Source organism: Stenotrophomonas sp. 107298_Sma, assembly GCF_056480345.1.
In genome coordinates this window covers 4,564,699-4,580,187 of record NZ_CM151094.1, presented here as the reverse complement: position 1 = coordinate 4,580,187, position 15,489 = coordinate 4,564,699, and the positions used below count along the sequence as shown (strand labels likewise).

Annotated in this window: 12 protein-coding genes, 1 tRNA gene and 2 pseudogenes; 7 read left to right on the top strand and 8 right to left on the bottom strand. The window is 65.1% G+C overall.

Going from position 1 to position 15,489, the window contains the following annotated elements; translation table 11 throughout:
- Positions 1-18: 18 nt before the first annotated feature.
- A pseudogene (locus ACZK2G_RS21150) lies at positions 19-126 on the bottom strand (YbjQ family protein); the annotation flags it as partial.
- A gap of 973 nt (positions 127-1,099) precedes the next feature.
- On the opposite strand from ACZK2G_RS21150, the gene ACZK2G_RS21145 reads away from it, so the two are divergent.
- The 3 genes and pseudogenes from ACZK2G_RS21145 (at position 1,100) to ACZK2G_RS21135 (ending at position 2,860) form a co-directional block, all read left to right on the top strand.
- A complete protein-coding gene (locus ACZK2G_RS21145) occupies positions 1,100-1,477 on the top strand; it encodes a hypothetical protein (protein WP_478474287.1) in 378 nt (125 codons plus the stop codon).
- A gap of 365 nt (positions 1,478-1,842) precedes the next feature.
- Positions 1,843-2,118, top strand: a pseudogene (locus tag ACZK2G_RS21140) (ATP-binding cassette domain-containing protein); the annotation flags it as partial.
- A gap of 40 nt (positions 2,119-2,158) precedes the next feature.
- Complete coding sequence (locus ACZK2G_RS21135) at positions 2,159-2,860, top strand: alpha/beta fold hydrolase (protein WP_478474286.1); 702 nt, start codon at positions 2,159-2,161, stop codon at positions 2,858-2,860.
- Between the two features lie 119 nt (positions 2,861-2,979).
- Here the strand turns inward: ACZK2G_RS21135 and dkgB are convergent, their stop codons facing one another.
- A complete protein-coding gene (gene dkgB / locus ACZK2G_RS21130; RefSeq protein ID WP_136639702.1) occupies positions 2,980-3,789 on the bottom strand; it encodes a 2,5-didehydrogluconate reductase DkgB in 810 nt (269 codons plus the stop codon).
- 88 nt (positions 3,790-3,877) lie between these two features.
- Positions 3,878-5,092: an MFS transporter gene (locus ACZK2G_RS21125; RefSeq protein WP_046983497.1), complete on the bottom strand. Its 1,215-nt coding sequence runs from the start codon at positions 5,090-5,092 to the stop codon at positions 3,878-3,880.
- Positions 5,093-5,199: 107 nt separating this feature from the next.
- Here ACZK2G_RS21125 and ACZK2G_RS21120 point away from each other — a divergent pair, with 107 nt between their 5' ends.
- A complete protein-coding gene (locus ACZK2G_RS21120) occupies positions 5,200-6,102 on the top strand; it encodes a LysR substrate-binding domain-containing protein (RefSeq protein ID WP_478474284.1) in 903 nt (300 codons plus the stop codon).
- 83 nt (positions 6,103-6,185) lie between these two features.
- Here ACZK2G_RS21120 and ACZK2G_RS21115 read toward each other — a convergent pair whose 3' ends face one another.
- Entirely contained in the window at positions 6,186-8,306 is a 2,121-nt protein-coding gene (locus ACZK2G_RS21115) for a methyl-accepting chemotaxis protein (protein ID WP_426354851.1), read from the bottom strand.
- A gap of 183 nt (positions 8,307-8,489) precedes the next feature.
- On the opposite strand from ACZK2G_RS21115, the gene ACZK2G_RS21110 reads away from it, so the two are divergent.
- On the top strand, positions 8,490-8,945 hold the full coding sequence (locus ACZK2G_RS21110) for an Rrf2 family transcriptional regulator (RefSeq protein ID WP_337302366.1): 456 nt from the start codon (positions 8,490-8,492) through the stop codon (positions 8,943-8,945).
- Positions 8,935-9,840: an NAD(P)/FAD-dependent oxidoreductase gene (locus tag ACZK2G_RS21105; protein ID WP_337302365.1), complete on the top strand. Its 906-nt coding sequence runs from the start codon at positions 8,935-8,937 to the stop codon at positions 9,838-9,840. Before ACZK2G_RS21110 ends, ACZK2G_RS21105 begins: the two co-directional genes overlap by 11 nt.
- A gap of 151 nt (positions 9,841-9,991) precedes the next feature.
- Here the strand turns inward: ACZK2G_RS21105 and ACZK2G_RS21100 are convergent, their stop codons facing one another.
- The 4 genes from ACZK2G_RS21100 to ACZK2G_RS21085 form a co-directional block, all read right to left on the bottom strand.
- Positions 9,992-11,212, bottom strand: coding sequence for an RtcB family protein (locus ACZK2G_RS21100; protein ID WP_478474283.1), 1,221 nt, complete (start codon positions 11,210-11,212; stop codon positions 9,992-9,994).
- A gap of 56 nt (positions 11,213-11,268) precedes the next feature.
- Positions 11,269-12,393: a slipin family protein gene (locus ACZK2G_RS21095; protein WP_478474281.1), complete on the bottom strand. Its 1,125-nt coding sequence runs from the start codon at positions 12,391-12,393 to the stop codon at positions 11,269-11,271.
- A gap of 353 nt (positions 12,394-12,746) precedes the next feature.
- Positions 12,747-12,819, bottom strand: a tRNA-Gln gene (locus ACZK2G_RS21090).
- A 647-nt stretch (positions 12,820-13,466) separates the two neighbouring features.
- Entirely contained in the window at positions 13,467-14,423 is a 957-nt protein-coding gene (locus ACZK2G_RS21085) for an aldo/keto reductase (RefSeq protein ID WP_478474280.1), read from the bottom strand.
- Positions 14,424-14,592: 169 nt separating this feature from the next.
- On the opposite strand from ACZK2G_RS21085, the gene ACZK2G_RS21080 reads away from it, so the two are divergent.
- Entirely contained in the window at positions 14,593-15,450 is an 858-nt protein-coding gene (locus ACZK2G_RS21080) for a class I SAM-dependent methyltransferase (protein WP_426354855.1), read from the top strand.
- Positions 15,451-15,489: the final 39 nt, after the last annotated feature.

Sequence of the window (15,489 nt, the reverse complement as noted above, 5' to 3'; positions counted from 1 at the left end):
CTGGGCGATGCACCGGTCTCACCGCATCGGTTCCACCACCACCCCCGTGCCATAGCACAGCACCTCGGTCAGCCCGATCATCACGTCGGTGGCGTCGTAAAGCAAGCTCATGCTGATGATTGCGCTGCTGTCAGTCGTTCTGACGATTGAATACAGACTACAACGATGGCTTGTACCCTGCGCCAGTGATGTCCGAGTGGTCCACGCATGTCGGCGTACCGGGTGCCTGCTGTGTCTCTTGCGTAGGAGTGACTGAATCACCAGAAGGAAAGAAGCGGCTACTGACGCATTTCGCTCTTCAACTCAGCGAAGAAGCAACGCTACCATTGCGCCACTGTGTGGCGGCGGCCCTCCGTGACCTTATTGAAAGAAGATGTTTCCCGATGTTGCAGGCACGAGGAAATTTGTGAGGATCCAAGGTATCAACGAAAAGACCTTCACCAGCTGCATGTGCTGCCTAGCTATGGTGGCGGCAACTGCAGGCGGTCGGATCTTGCCGTTCTTGTTCATAGGAGCGGTTGTCATTGTGATAGCGAGGCGTGCCGAAGTCAGGCGAGAGCGGATTCGGGAAGAGCACGCGTCGAAATGATCACTTTGCAAGGATGCCGCTTGAGCTGCTCCTGCGGCTGATTCCTGAAAGGACGCCAAGTCCGTACTGGTTTCAATGCGGCAGTTGATGGACCAGAGCAATCGTCATGACTCTTCTCGACGCTTGGCATGGAGTCCGCGCGAGTCATGCAGGGTATCTTGACCTGAGAAAGACTGGTGAGCCGTTCGAACAGCCGCATCGAATCAATCTCGTGCAGCGCTTGCTACACGCCCGGATCGCTCAAACGCATATCACTGCAGCAGCAGGTGGGTCCATCTCGTAAAGGAGAATCTCGAGCCGGGTCTGCTTGCGCTTGCCCAGGCCCTGCGCATCCCCAAATGTCAGTCGTATGATGTATTCCACTATGCGACTTAGTAGTGTCCCCCAAAGCGGAAATCTGTGGCGGGCACTGCTGCAAAGTTCGCAGGGAGCTGTTCAGAACATCCTTAGCTCTGGTAAATCATTAGCTGGATCGCGGCGCTTTCGCCCTGCGATCCTTTGAGGGTCGATATGAAGATTACTGATGGATTTGATGGGCGGCATGGCAGGTTCTATTTCATTTCCCTGGTAGCAATGGCGTCTGCCTCAGCGCTGATGCTGGTGGCGGCGCTTCGAGGTGCTGAGCCTTTGCAGGTTCCTCAGGAGGTCGGAGTTTTTGTTGCCGCATTTTCGCTGCTGTGTTCGACGGCAAGTTACCTGTCAATAGGGAAAATTAAGTACTCGTTCCTGCTGCTTGGGATTTCGGCTGCCGTATTTTCTGCCGCTCTATGGTCGTTCGGTGCGCCTTTGTCGTTCGTGCTGCTTTTGGGGCTCCCAGCTCTGCTATTGTCTTTAATTTCAGTTATTCTTCGGGATAAGGTCGATGTGCAGGTCGAGAGGGATGACTGACGTTTCTTATCTATAGAATGATCTATTCCTAGTCCATTGGTCGCTGATGGCTGAGCGATATTTGCCGTCCTCATGACCTGCATCTACGGATGCTCTGAACAACTACTTCGGTAGTGCTGTCCGCTGGCCGGCGGCCTGAGAGACAATAGAGGCACACGTTGAGAAGCCATCCATGCAGCTGACATTTGGCGATACGCAGGGTCTGGGCAAGCGCAAGCAGACCCGGCTCGAGATTCTCCTTTACGAGATGGACCCACCTGCTGCAGCAGTGATGTGCATTGAGCGATCCGCGCATGTAGTAAGCGCTGAACGAGATTGATTCGATGCGGCTGTTCGCCCGGGTCAGCGAGCTTAATGCGATCCCGGATGACCAGTTGTTTGCCGGAAGCATTGCCGACAACATCAGCGGCTTCGATAGCGCCTTCGATGAACAGCGCATCGAGGAAGCTGCTCGGATGGCAGCCGTGCACGACGATATCACGGGGCTGCCGATGGGTTATCACGGTCTTATCGGAGACATGGGCAACTCGCTTTCAGGCGGTCAGAAACAGCGAGTGATTCTGGCCCGTGCCCTCTACCGCCGGCCTCGGATTCTGTTTCTGCATGAGGCCGCCAGCCATCTTGATGTCATGCGCGGTCGCTGGCATGGCTCCGTCACCGTGATGGCGCGACAATACCCCCATGACCGACCGTATCCCCCTGTTGCTGCTACCCGGCCTGCTCAACGATGCCGAGCTGTGGCGCGCGCAGTTGGCCGACTTGGCCGACATCGCCGAATGCACGGTGGGCGACCAGACCCGTGGTGAAACCCTGCAGGCAGTGGCCGAGGACGTGTTGGCGCAAGCGCCCGAGCGCTTTGCGCTGGCCGGTTTCTCGCTGGGCGGTTTCGTCGCCCAGCAGATCCTGCGCATCGCTCCGGAACGTGTGCTGCAGCTGGCGCTGATCGACACCTCGATCCACGCCGATTCACCGGAACGTGCCGAGCAGCGCCGCAGCCAACGTGCCAGCGTGCGCCTGCCGGGGAAGTTCCATGGCTTCGGTGACGCGCTGATGCGCAGCTACATCGACGCCTCGCGGCTGGACGACTACGTGCTGGTGCAGCGTGTGCGTGATATGACCGCCCGCATGGGCGCGGAAGTCTTCCTGCGCCAGAGTGCGCTGGAACGCCGTGATGGCCACGATGTGCTGGCCGGGTACCGCGATCCGCTGCTGATCCTCTGCGGTGCGAATGACCGCATCACGCCGCTGGTAGTGAGCGAAGAGATGCATGCGATGGTGCCGCACTCGCAGCTGGTGGTGGTGCCCGATTGCGGGCACCTGGCACCGATGGAGAAACCAGATGAAGTGAGTGCATCGATGCGCGAGTGGTTGCTACAGGAGTAGACCAAAGCCGCTTCTGGTGGGTGCGGACCTTGGTCCGCACGGTGTTTCAATGATCGATCAGAGGTCAGTGCCGACCAAGGTCGGCACCTACCGATTCCAATCCGTAACCGCGGTTGGCCTCAATCCCAGGCCGGGGCAATCCCTTCCGGATTCGCCAGGCGATGGCCACGATCCAGCTTGGCGATCTGTGCCATGTCTTCGTCGGTCAGTCGCACGGCCGCTGCTTCCAGGTTGGCTGCCAGGTTTTCGCGCTTGGTCGACGACGGGATCACCGAGAAGCCCTGCTGCAGCGCCCAGGCCAGCGCAACCTGCGCCGGGGTGGCCTGGTGACGGCCGGCAATGGCCTGGATCACCGGGTCCTTCAGCACTTCGCCATAAGCCAGGCTCATGTAGGCGGTGATGTGGATGCCGTTGTCCTGCAGGAACTTCACCAGCAGGCGGTTCTGCAGGTACGGGTGGATCTCGATCTGGTTGGTGGCGATGGCTTCGGCACCGAGGATCTCGATCGCCTTGCGGGTCTGCGCGATGGTGAAATTGGAGATGCCGATCGCCTTGGTCAGCCCCTGCGCCTTGGCCTCGGCCAGTGCTGGCAGGTATTCCTCCATCGGCACATCGACCTTGTCATTCGGTGACGGCCAGTGGATCAGCGCCAGGTCGACGCGGTCAGTGCGCAGCTTCTCCAGGCTGATGCGCAGGCTGGCCAGCAGCGCATCGCGCTTGAACTCGGTGATCCACACCTTGGTGGTCAGGTACAGATCATCACGCGGCACGCCGGACTCGGCGATGGCCTGGCCGACTTCGGCTTCGTTGCCGTAGATCTGCGCGGTATCAATGGCGCGGTAACCGACCTCCAGCGCATTGCGCACCGAGTCGATCACGGTCTGGTCTTTGAGGCGGAAGGTGCCGAGACCGAAAGCGGGGACAGTCATGGGAAGCTCCAACGGGGGGAAGGGAGTAGCAGAGGGAAGAGGGTAGGACAGGCACCGTATGCATGCCGGCAACGGTGCATTGCATGGATCAATGCGCGGTGGCGGCAATACCGTCGGCGCGGTGGTCGACGCCATCGCGGCGGTCGAGGCGGCCACTGAGCACGGTCAGCGCGTAGGCCAGTACGACCACCAGCGCGCCCAGCCAGGGCGTATGCATCAGGCCGACGTGCTCCACCACCAGGCCGCCCAGCGAGGCGCCCATCGCGATGCCGACGTTGAACGCGGCGATGTTCAGGCCCGAGGCCACGTCGGCCGCCTGCGGCGCATAGCGCTGCGCCTGCTTGACCACGTAGACCTGCAGGCCGGGCACGTTGCCGAACGCTACCGCGCCCAGCGCCAGCACCGTCAGCAGCATCAACCAGGTGTTGTAGGCAGTGAACGTGAGGACGAACAACACCAATGCCAGCAGTCCGAAGATGCGCTTCAGCGCGGGCACTGGACCCAAGCGGTCGGCCATGCGCCCGCCCCACAGGTTGCCGATCGCCACCGACACGCCGTACACCAGCAGCACCAGGCTCACGGCGTTGGCCGGAAGGCCGGTGACGTCCTGCAGGATCGGCGCCAGATAGGTGAAGGCCAGGAAGGTGCCACCGTAGCCCAGCGCGGTCATCGCATAGACCAGCAGCAGGCGTGGCTGGCCGAGCACGGCCAGCTGTTGGCGAAGGCTGGCCGGCGCACTCTGCGGCAGGTTGCGCGGAACGAACAACAGCGCGCCGATAAGGGCGACCACGCCGAGGCCGGCCACCGCCAGGAAGGTCGCGCGCCAGCCCAGATGCTGGCCGATGAAGGTGCCCAGCGGCACGCCGGTCACCAGTGCCACGGTCAGGCCGGTGAACATGATGGCGATCGCGCTGGCTGCCTTCTCCTTCGGTACCACGGCGGTGGCGATGATCGCGCCGATCGAGAAGAACACGCCGTGCGCCAGGCCGGTCAGGATGCGGGCGATGATCAGCGAGGTATAGCCGGGTGCCATCCAGGCGACGACATTGCCGAGCGTGAACAACACCATCAGTGCCACCAGCAGTTGCTTGCGCGGTACGCGTCCGGTCAGCGCAGTCAGCACCGGCGCACCGATGGCCACACCCAGCGCGTACAGCGAGACCAGCAGGCCGGCCGAGGGCAGGCTGACCTGCAGGTCGCCGGCGATGGTCGGGATCAGGCCGACGATGACGAATTCGGTGGTGCCGATGGCGAAGGCACCGAGGGTCAACGCCAGCAGGGCGAGGGGAATGCCACGGGTCATGACAGGGTCCAGCAGGAGGAAGAGGCTGCGCAGTCTGCGCCGCCGACCTTTGCCGAAAAACCGGTCTTCACGCCAATCACTATTGCCGTGCAGTCAATAATAGGGACATGAAGACCACTCTCGATGAAATGCAGGCGTTCCTTTCGGTGATCGACAGCGGCTCGATCAGTGCCGCCGCCGAGCAGCTGGGGCAGACGCCCTCGGGCGTGAGCCGCGCCCTGGGGCGGCTGGAGGACAAGTTGGGGATCACCCTGCTGACCCGTACCACCCGCCGCCTGCACCTGACCGCCGAGGGCGAGGCGTTCCTGCGCCATGCGCGCGCGATCATCGATGCGGTGGAATCGGCCGAGGAACAGATGGCGGCGCGCCGCGAGCGCCCGGCGGGGCGCCTGCGCGTGGATGCGGCGATGCCGTTCGTGCTGCACGTGATCGCGCCGCTGGTGGCCGGCTATCGCGCGCGTTACCCGGAAGTGCAGCTGGAGTTGAACAGTTCCGACCGCTACATCGACCTGCTCGAACGGCGCACCGATCTGGCGATCCGGATCGGCCCGCTGGCCGACTCCACCCTGCATGCGCGGCTGCTGGGCCGCTGCCAGCTGCGGCTGGTGGCCAGCCCGGCCTACCTGGCCAAGCACGGCGAACCGGCCAGCGTCGCCGCGCTGGGCCAGCACACGCTGCTCAGCTTCAACGAGCCGGAATCACTCAACCGTTGGCCGCTGCCCGGAGAATCGGATGGGCTGCTGCTGGTGCGGCCGGATATCGCCGTGTCCAGTGGCGAGACGTTGCGCCGGCTGGCGGTGGAAGGTGTGGGCATCACCTGCCTGTCCGACTTCGTCACCGATCGTGACCGCAGCGCCGGCACCCTGGTGCAGGTGCTGACGGCGCAGACGCTGGATGTGTACCAGCCGATCCATGCGGTGTACTACCGCAACACCGCCGTGTCGTCGCGGATCAGCTCGTTCGTGGATTACCTGGCCGACGCGATGGCGCAGAGTGATTACGTGCGCTGAAGTCGTGGTGGGTTGCCGGCCAGCGGCCGGCACTACCGCTCATCGCACGGGTAGTGCCGGCCGCTGGCCGGCAACCGGATCCCTCAGGCCGCGCGCGCCAACGCGTCCTTCGCTGCCGCCGTAGTCGACAGATCGAACACATCCACCGCGTCGATCAACCGGTTCGCCTGTTGTTCCAGGCTGCGTGCCGCAGCGCTGGCTTCCTCCACCAGCGCGGCGTTCTGCTGGGTGGTGCCATCCATCTGGATCACCGTCTGGCTGACCTGTTCAATGCCCGCGCTCTGCTCCTGCGAGGCAGCGGAAATCTCGGCCATGATGTCGGTCACACGCTGCACCGACGCCACGATCTCGGCCATGGTGTCACCGGCCTCGCGCACGCGCTGCGCGCCGTGGCCGACCTGCTCAACCGAGGTCTCGATCAGTGCCTTGATCTCCTTCGCGGCAGCGGCCGAGCGCTGCGCCAGCGTGCGTACTTCACTGGCGACCACCGCGAAGCCGCGACCCTGTTCGCCGGCACGCGCCGCTTCCACCGCAGCGTTCAATGCCAGGATGTTGGTCTGGAACGCTATGCCATCGATCACGCTGATGATCTCGGCGATCTGCCGTGACGAGGTTTCGATCGCGCCCATCGTCGTCACCACCTGGCCGACCACGCTGCCGCCGTGAGAGGCAACGGTATGCGCGCCGATCGCCAGCTGGTTGGCCTGGCGTGCATGCTCGGCGTTCTGGCGCACGGTGGAGGTCAGTTCCTCCATCGACGCGGCGGTCTCTTCCAGATTGGCCGCCTGCTGCTCGGTACGACGCGACAGATCGTTGTTGCCGGCGGCGATCTCCGCCGCCGCGGTGTGGATGTTGCCGGAGGCGTGCTTGATGTCGGTGACGATGGTCGCCAGCTGCGCGGCAGTGGTGTTGGCATCGCCGGCGATGCGCGCGAACACACCCTGGAAATCGCCGTGCATGCGCGCGCCGAGGCGGCCATCGGCAATCGCGCGCAGCATGCTGGAGACCTCGCCGAGGTTCAGTTCGGTCGCCTGCATCAATCGGTTCAAGCCGTCGACCATCGCGCGGAAGTCATGCTCGAAGCGCGCGCTGTCGCCACGCTGGCTGAAATCACCCATGGCAGCGGCTTCGGCCAGGCGGCGGATCTCGCCATTGATCATGCCGAGATTGACCTTGGCGGTATCCAGTGCGTCGGTGATCACTGCCTTCTCGCCGGGCAGGCGTTCCATGTCCTGGCTGAGGTCACCGATCGCGTAACGGCCCATGATCGCAATCGCGCGCAGCTTTACCTGGATGTGCGCATCGACCAGCGCGTTGCTGTCGGCCACCATCGTGCCGAATGCGCCGGGGAAGGCACTGGCATCCATGCGGTGGCTGATGGTGCCGGCTTCATGCGCCTGTGCCATCGTGGCCTGTGCATCGAGCACACCGCGCAGCGTGGACTGCACGGCCTGCATGGCCTGCGCGAGCCGACCGATCTCATCGCGGCTGCGCACCTGCACAACATGCTGCAGATCACCGGCGGCCACTGCACGCGCAGCGGCTTCCACCGCCAGCACCGGCTGCACCACCGCACGCCGCAGCCACCAGCCCAGGCCGATCAGCAGCAGCACGGCGGCCAGCACGGTCAGCGCCGCGCACAGCAGCAGCGTCTGCCGCGCCTGCTGCGAGCGTGCCGCCACCGCCGCTTCGGCCACCTGCGTGGCGTGCGTGCTCAACGCATCCAGCGCGGTTGCCACCGGGCGGTCCTTGCCGCGCACGAGGTTGTCGCCGGCGGCGGGATCGTAGCTGGCCTCGGCGAACGCCTGCAGCGCCGCGTGATAGTCCTGCTGCAGCCGCGCGTGCAGGCCGATGAACGCCTGAGCCAGTTCGCGCGTGCGTGCATCCGGGCTACTGACCAGGCCCTTGGCCAGCTGCTCCACCAGACGGCCCTCGCTGTCGAACGCCTCCAGGTGGCGCTGGCGCAGTGCGTCGTCGTGACCGCGCAGCAGTACGTTCTTCCATTCCTGCACCTGCCCGCGGAACTCGCGCTGCAGGCGCTCGGCGTCGCGGCTGTGGGCGACTTCGGGCGGAACCTCGGTGGACAGTTTCAACCAGGCGGAGGCGAGGCCGGCCAGAGCACACAGGAGGACCACGGCCAGACCAACGGAAACCGCGCCGAGCAGCTTGGACTGCAGGCGCGGAGCACGGACAGACGCATTCATGGGGAAGCACTCTCGGGAAGGGGCACTGCGGTATCGACCCGCTGCGCACGCCCTGAAGTGGGATGTTCATCACATTCGCGTTTCGTTTAGTGATGTGAAGAAACTATTTCATAGGACAGATATGTCCATATGGAACGAAAGCAGACCCTCGACAGAGGAATTAAATGTAACTATTGTCGTTACATGAAATCCGCGAACCCGCTTTCCGACGCTCTGCATGTGATGGCGCACCTGGTCGGCCATGCCGCACCGCGTACGTCCGAACAGCTGGCGTCGTGCCTGCCGACCCATCCGGTAGTGATCCGCCGCCTGCTGGCGCAGCTGCACAGGGCCGGCCTGGTGCGCAGCACGCGCGGCCATGGTGGCGGCAGCGTGCTGGCCCGCGACGCCGCAGCGATCACCCTGCATGACATCTACCTGGCCGTGGGTGCACCGCCGCTGGTGCAGGTCGGTGCCCGCGATTCCGGTGGTGGCTGCCCGATCCAGCAGCTGGTCAACAGCGCCCTTCTCGAAGGCGCGCGCGAGGCGCAGCGGTTGCTTGAGCAGCGCCTGCAGGCGACCACGCTGGACCAGCTCGGCGCCGACTTCGCCCGCCATCTCGCCCATCACCGTTCCCTGGAAGGTCACCATGAATCCTGATGTGCTCATCGTCGGCGGCAGCTATGCCGGCATTGCCGCCGGCCTGATCCTGGCCCGTGCCCGTCGCCCGGTCACCGTCATCGACGCCGGTTCACCGCGCAATCGTTTCGCCAGTCATTCGCACGGGGTGATGGGGCTGGATGGCATCAGTGGCGCCGAGCTGCTGAAGACCGCGCGTCAGCAATTGCTGGACTACCCCACGGTGCGTTGGGTGCATGCCGAAGTAGAGCACGCCCGCACCACCGCCGAAGGCGTGGAAGTGCGTACCGCCGATGGCCAGGTGCTGGCCGCGCGCAAGCTGCTGCTGGCAAGCGGCATCGCCGACCAGCTGCCGGAACTGCCCGGACTGGCCGAGCGCTGGGGCAGCACTGTGCTGCACTGCCCCTACTGCCACGGCTATGAAGTCGGTGGTGGTGCCATCGGCCTGCTCGGCGGCCATCCGATGTCCGCCAGCAAGGCGCCGCTGTTCGCCGACTGGGGCAACGTCACGTTCTTCAGCATGGGTCTGGAGATCACCGATGAGGAACGCGCCGCCATGCAGCAGCGTGGCGTGCACATCGAGACCTCGCCGGTGCTGGGCGTACACGGCGACCAACCGACCTGGCTGGAAGTGGAGCTGGCCGACGGCCGCCGCATCGCACAGCGTGCGCTGTTCGTGCCGGCCACCCAGGCGATGGCCACGCCGCTGGTGCAGCAGCTGGGGTGCACATTGGTCGAGAGCCCGCTGGGCGTGCTGATCGAGGTCGACATGATGAAGCAGACCTCGGTGCCGAACGTGTATGCCGCAGGCGATGCGACCACGGTAGGCAACATCACCCTGGCCGCCGCCGAAGGCGTGCGGGCGGGGATCGGCGTGCATCATGCGCTGGTGGCCGAGGACAGCGTGCCGCGCTGATCGCAGCACCGGTAGCCGCCGACCTCGGTCGGCGCCGCTCCATCCACGCATGGCGTGGAAGAGCAGTCGAGCAAGCTCGACGCTACGGATCCCGGGCATCCATTCGCCCGTGCCCGTCGAGCAGGTGCCGGCCGAGGCCGGCACCGTTCCATCATCCCTTCACGCACAGCACCTGGCGCAGGGTGTGCAGCACGTCGACCAGGTCCAGCTGTGCGGCCATTACATCGTCGATCGACTTGTACGCGGCCGGCGACTCATCCAGCACGCCGCTGTCCTTGCGGCATTCCACATGCGCGGTGGCCTCGCGGTGCTGGGCCAGCGTGATCTGCTGGCGCGCAGCGCCACGGCTCATTACCCGGCCGGCACCGTGGCTGCAGCTGTGGAAGCTGTCCGCGTTGCCCTTGCCACGCACGATGTAGCTGCGCGTGCCCATGCTGCCGGGAATGATGCCCAACTCGCCCTCGCGGGCACTGACCGCGCCCTTGCGCGTCACCAGCAGCTCCTGGCCGTGGTGCGTCTCCCTCTGCACGTAGTTGTGGTGGCAGTTCACCGCCATCGCCGCCAGCTGGAACTTCGGCAGCCGGTGGCGCATCTCGCCCAGCACCCGCGACATCATTGCCTCGCGGTTCTGCCGGGCGTAGTCCTGCGCCCACGACACCGCCTCGACGTAGTCATCGAACAGCGGCTCGCCCTCCATGAAGAACGCCAGGTCCTTGTCCGGCAGGTGGAAGCCGAGCATGCGCCGGGCCAGTTCCTCGCGCGCCTTCTCGATGAAGTAGGTGCCGATCAGGTTGCCGGTGCCGCGAGAGCCGCTGTGCAGCATCACCCACACCGTGTCCGTCTCGTCCAGGCACAGTTCGATGAAGTGGTTGCCGCCGCCCAGCGTACCCAGCTGGCGATCCAGCTTGTCGGTGCGGATCTTCCGGTGCTTGTCCTTGATCTTCTCCAGGCCGGCGGCCAGCCCGGACTGCACCAGCCGGGTGTGGATGCTGTCGGGCATGCGGTGATGCTCGCCGCCACGGCCATTGCCGACCGGGATGCTGCGCTCGATGCTGTTGCGCAGCTGCCGCAGGTCATCGGGCAGGTCATTGGCACGCAGCGTGGTACGCACGGCGGCCATGCCGCAGCCGATGTCGACGCCGACCGCGGCCGGGATGATCGCACCGCGGGTCGGGATCACCGAGCCCACGGTCGCGCCCTTGCCCAGGTGCACGTCCGGCATCACGGCCACCCACGGCCCGACGAACGGGATCGCGGCGATGTTGCGCAGCTGCTCATGCGCCTGCGCCTCCAGCGGCACACCGTTGACCCAGCCCTTGATCGGCGTGGTGCCCTCGGCGTGCAGCCATTGATAGTTGTGTTGAGTGTCCATGTCTTCGTGTTTGTCCTTGATGGGCCGGCGGCGCGTCCCTGCGCCGCCGCTACCCCCTACCTGATCGTCACCAGTTGCTTCAGCACGCCATCCAGGCCGCCGAACACGGTGAGCTTGTCGATCTTCTCGGTGACCTTCTCCAGTGCCTCCAGCTCCTTCAAGCGCATCAGCACCGGGTTGTCCTCGATCAGCTTTGCGGTGTTGAGCTGCGAACGCGTGGCGTTGGCCTCCTCGCGGCGACGGATCACGCTGGCCTGGGCCTGCTTCTCGGCCAGCACCACGCCGTTGAGGATCTCCTTCATCTCGCCCGGCAGAATCACGTCCTTGATGCCCACGCCGAGCAGCCGCACGCCGTGACCCGCGATCGCCGCCTGCACATGCGCGGCGATCTCGCCGTCCAGCGCGGCCTTGTCACCCAGCAGCTCGTCCAGGCTGCGCGAGGCGATCGCCTGGCGCAGGCCGAACTGCAGCTGCCGATAGATGAACTCATCGGCATTGCTGAGCGTGCGGTGTGCACGCACCGGGTCGACCACCTGCACGGTCGCGGCCAGGTTCACCCGTAGGGTCACCTTGTCGCGGCTGAGCAGTTCCTGGCCGGACACGTCCAGCGAACGCGCACGCAGCTCCACACGCTCCACCGACACGTTGCCGTTGAAGTTCCAGAACGCGTGCAGACCGGCGTCCAGCGTCTGCCGCAGCGTGCCATCGATGAACAGCAGGCCGACCGATTCGCTCGGCACGGTACTGATCACCGCTACACGCGGCAGCACGCCCAGCTGGCCCAGGCGCTGCTGCACGTCCGCCGGGATGCGCGGCTCGTCACCCAGCGCCATGACGCGCACCCGGGTATCGACCGAGCCCCGCCAGTACAGTCGGCGGCTGCTCGGTGGCAGCACTTCATCGATACGGCCGTTGCGCAGCAACAGACCGACCTCGGTGGCGCCGACATTGGCCAGCACGAAGTGCGTGTCCAGCCGTGCGCCCAGCGCCTCGATCAGGCTGTCCTGGTCGCTGCCGGTGTAGGCCGCGCCCTTCGATGCAGTGTGGATGTCCACGTGCGGGCGGCCGCCGAACGGCGACAGGCGGTGCACGCCCGGCAGCAGGATCTGCTGGAAACGACGGTTGCGATACACCAGGCCGCGCTCGCCGTCGCCGATCACGACCTTGATGGTCCAGAACATGGGAGTCTCTCCTTGTATGGCTCTGGTGGTTCGACCCGATGGAATGAATGCCATGACCCGGGTCGATCAGGTCGTGGCAGGGCTGGCTGCACACCTTGTGCAGCTGGCGGAAGAGGGCGGCCATCGGCGGACGGTCCGCACGCGGAGCCTTCGGTGCACCGGCACTGCTGCCATCGCCGTTCCCGGCAGGCAGCACCGGTGCGGAACGTGGCTGGCAGTGGCGGCGGGCCGGGGCCCGGCGTGCGGTCCGTTGCCGTTCCTGCGGTGCCCGAGGGTGTCTGCAGGGACGGCGACGATGGCCGCTGGGGCTTGCGCCCCGGGTGCTGCTTCAAGTCATGACGTGACAGGTCATGTGGTTTGGAGTGGGAGTCGAACCCACGACAGACGGAATCAGGATCCGTTGCTCTACCCTACTGAGCTATCCAGTTGGGGACCGCGCGGAATCGAACCACGTACCGGCGAACCGGTGCCTGCCTCCAGCAGGCGATCCAGGCGATGGCATGTCCGCGACCTCCGGCATACGCCACGGCAACGCCGCGCGCACCAGCCCGTGGTGGAAACGGGACCGTTGGAGAATCGAGGGTGCAGACCACCGACATTATCGCGAGCGATAATGTTTGGGGGCGATGCAGATAATGTCCAGGCGTCGCCACTCGCGCGAAGTAAATCCTTCGGCGGGGCGGGAAAACCTGGGTCAGTGAGCGGCGGGTTGCCGCGCGGGGTGCAGTTCTGGCATCGCGGGTCCTTGTGCCGACGCAAACGAAAACGCCCCCGGGACTTGCGTTCCGAGGGCGTCGTCAGGCCTCGGAGATCGGGGTGGCCGATCTCCGCAGGGCGGGTATCAGGCCGTTGTCAGCTGGACTTCCTTGCCGAACGCGCGCGCCAGCACGTCCATGCGCAGGCATGGCAGCAGTTTGGCGATGGCGACGGAATGTGCGTTCAAGGGAAGTTTCCAGTGGTTGTTGAAACGAGGTGCGCACGATAAACCACGATTTAGTCGTGCGCAACCATTTTGTTCAATTATTTTCTTCGGTGCGCGTGTCATGTCGGCCAGCGGCCGGCACTACCGTGTCTCAAGCTTCCGTGCTGGCGGCATCCAGCTGCGCGACATCCTGCACGCTCAGCGACACGTTGGCCGCCGCCAGCAGATCGTGCAACTGCTCGACGCTGGTGGCGCTGCCGATCGGCGCGGTGATCGACGGTCGCGCGATCTGCCACGCCAGTGCGATCTGCGCGGTACTGGCATTGTGCTTGCTGGCCACGTCATCCAGTGCCTGCAGGATGCGCAGGCCACGCGGATTCAGATAGCGCTTCACCACGGTTTCGCCACGCGCCGGGCTCTTGGCCGCATCGGCCGGCGTGCGGTACTTGCCGCTGAGGAAGCCACTGGCCAGCGCGTAGTAGCCGATCACGCCGATCTGTTCGCGCTGCACCAGCGGTTCCAGCTCCTTCTCGTAGCCGGCGCGGTCATACAGGTTGTACTCCGGCTGCAGGGTTTCGTAACGCGGCAGCTTGTAATCGGTGGACACCTTCAGCGCATCGGCCAGGCGCGTGGCGCTGTAGTTGGAAGCACCGATCGCACGTACCTTGCCGGCTTCGATCAGGCGGCCGAACGCGGCCAGGGTCGCTTCCAGCGGCGTCGACTCGTCATCCTCGTGGGCCTGGTACAGATCGATCACGTCGGTCTGCAGGCGGCGCAGCGAATCCTCGACCGCCGCATTGATGTTGTCCGGGGTCAAGCCGGGGCGCTCGGCCCACTTGGCCACCTTGGTCGCCAGCACCACCTTGTCGCGCTTGCCGCTGCGGGCAAACCACTTGCCGATCAGCGTTTCCGATTCGCCGCCGGCATTGCCCGGGACCCAGGCCGAATACACATCGGCGGTGTCGACCAGGTTGAAGCCGGCGTCGACGAAGGCATCGAGCAGGGCGAAGCTGGCCTTTTCATCGGCGCTCCAGCCGAACACATTGCCACCGAAGGCGAGCGGACGTACATGCAGGCCGGAACGGCCCAGTTCGCGGGTTGCCGTCATGGGCACGGACTCCTTGGGGGAAGTGCTCCAGAATAGAACGCGTTGTGTGACCGCGCTGCGGCGGCGACCACAAAACAGTGTTCCGCGACGCGCACGCAGCTAACGTTTTGTGAACACCTGGGACGCTGCGACTGCTAGTCTCGCCGCATCTTCCGCTGGAGTCGCCCTGATGATTGCTGCCTCTTCCCTGCGTGGTTGCCGCCTGCTGCTTGCTTCGGCCCTGCTTGCCGCTGTTCCCGCGTTCGCCGCACCGGCCACGGTGGCGCCGGCGAAGATCCAGGTGTCACCGGCCATCGATGCGGCGGTGAAGGCGTCGACCCGTGATGCCAACAACGTCAAGCGCGATGGCTATCGTCATCCGGCGCAGACGCTGTCGTTCTTCAAGGTGGCGCCGGAAAAGACCGTCATCGAGATCACCCCGGGCAACGGCTGGTACTCGGAGATCCTGGCGCCGTTGCTGCGTGACAAGGGCCATTACGTCGCTGCCGTGGTCGACCCGATGGCTGTTGCCGAAGGCCGCGGCCGTGACTACCAGCAGCGCAGCCGCGACAGCCTGGAAAAGAAGTACGCCGGTGCACCGGCACAGTTCGGCAAGACCGCCGTGGTCGCCTACGATCCGGCCAAGCCGGTGTTCGGCCCGGCCGATTCAGCTGACGTGGTGCTGACCTTCCGCAACGTGCACAACTGGCGCAAGGCCGGCCAGGCGCAGGGCATGTTCCAGGGCTTCTTCAACGTGCTCAAGCCAGGCGGCGTGCTGGGCGTGGTCGAGCATCGCGCCAAGGCCGCTGTGGCCGACGACGATGACACCGGCTACGTCGGCCAGCAGCAGGTGATCGCGATGGCCGAGGCCGCCGGCTTCAAGCTGGATGCGCGCAGCGAGGTCAACGCCAACCCGCGCGATACCAAGGACCACCCGAACGGCGTGTGGACGCTGCCGCCGACCAACCAGCACGACAAGGCCGATGATGCGAAGTACCAGGCAATCGGCGAAAGCGACCGCATGACCCTGCGCTTCATCAAGCCGTAAGGGCTGGTGCCGGGCTGGCGCATGTTGACTCTGTGGAGC

What these genes read in the sequence shown, in the direction of transcription:
- ACZK2G_RS21145 (WP_478474287.1), top strand. Translation starts at nt 1,100, where the DNA reads ATGAAGATTACTGATGGATTTGATGGGCGGCATGGCAGGTTCTATTTC.
- ACZK2G_RS21135 (WP_478474286.1), top strand. Translation starts at nt 2,159, where the DNA reads ATGACCGACCGTATCCCCCTGTTGCTGCTACCCGGCCTGCTCAACGAT.
- dkgB (WP_136639702.1), bottom strand. Translation starts at nt 3,789, where the DNA reads ATGACTGTCCCCGCTTTCGGTCTCGGCACCTTCCGCCTCAAAGACCAG.
- ACZK2G_RS21125 (WP_046983497.1), bottom strand. Translation starts at nt 5,092, where the DNA reads ATGACCCGTGGCATTCCCCTCGCCCTGCTGGCGTTGACCCTCGGTGCC.
- ACZK2G_RS21120 (WP_478474284.1), top strand. Translation starts at nt 5,200, where the DNA reads ATGAAGACCACTCTCGATGAAATGCAGGCGTTCCTTTCGGTGATCGAC.
- ACZK2G_RS21115 (WP_426354851.1), bottom strand. Translation starts at nt 8,306, where the DNA reads ATGAATGCGTCTGTCCGTGCTCCGCGCCTGCAGTCCAAGCTGCTCGGC.
- ACZK2G_RS21110 (WP_337302366.1), top strand. Translation starts at nt 8,490, where the DNA reads ATGAAATCCGCGAACCCGCTTTCCGACGCTCTGCATGTGATGGCGCAC.
- ACZK2G_RS21105 (WP_337302365.1), top strand. Translation starts at nt 8,935, where the DNA reads ATGAATCCTGATGTGCTCATCGTCGGCGGCAGCTATGCCGGCATTGCC.
- ACZK2G_RS21100 (WP_478474283.1), bottom strand. Translation starts at nt 11,212, where the DNA reads ATGGACACTCAACACAACTATCAATGGCTGCACGCCGAGGGCACCACG.
- ACZK2G_RS21095 (WP_478474281.1), bottom strand. Translation starts at nt 12,393, where the DNA reads ATGTTCTGGACCATCAAGGTCGTGATCGGCGACGGCGAGCGCGGCCTG.
- ACZK2G_RS21085 (WP_478474280.1), bottom strand. Translation starts at nt 14,423, where the DNA reads ATGACGGCAACCCGCGAACTGGGCCGTTCCGGCCTGCATGTACGTCCG.
- ACZK2G_RS21080 (WP_426354855.1), top strand. Translation starts at nt 14,593, where the DNA reads ATGATTGCTGCCTCTTCCCTGCGTGGTTGCCGCCTGCTGCTTGCTTCG.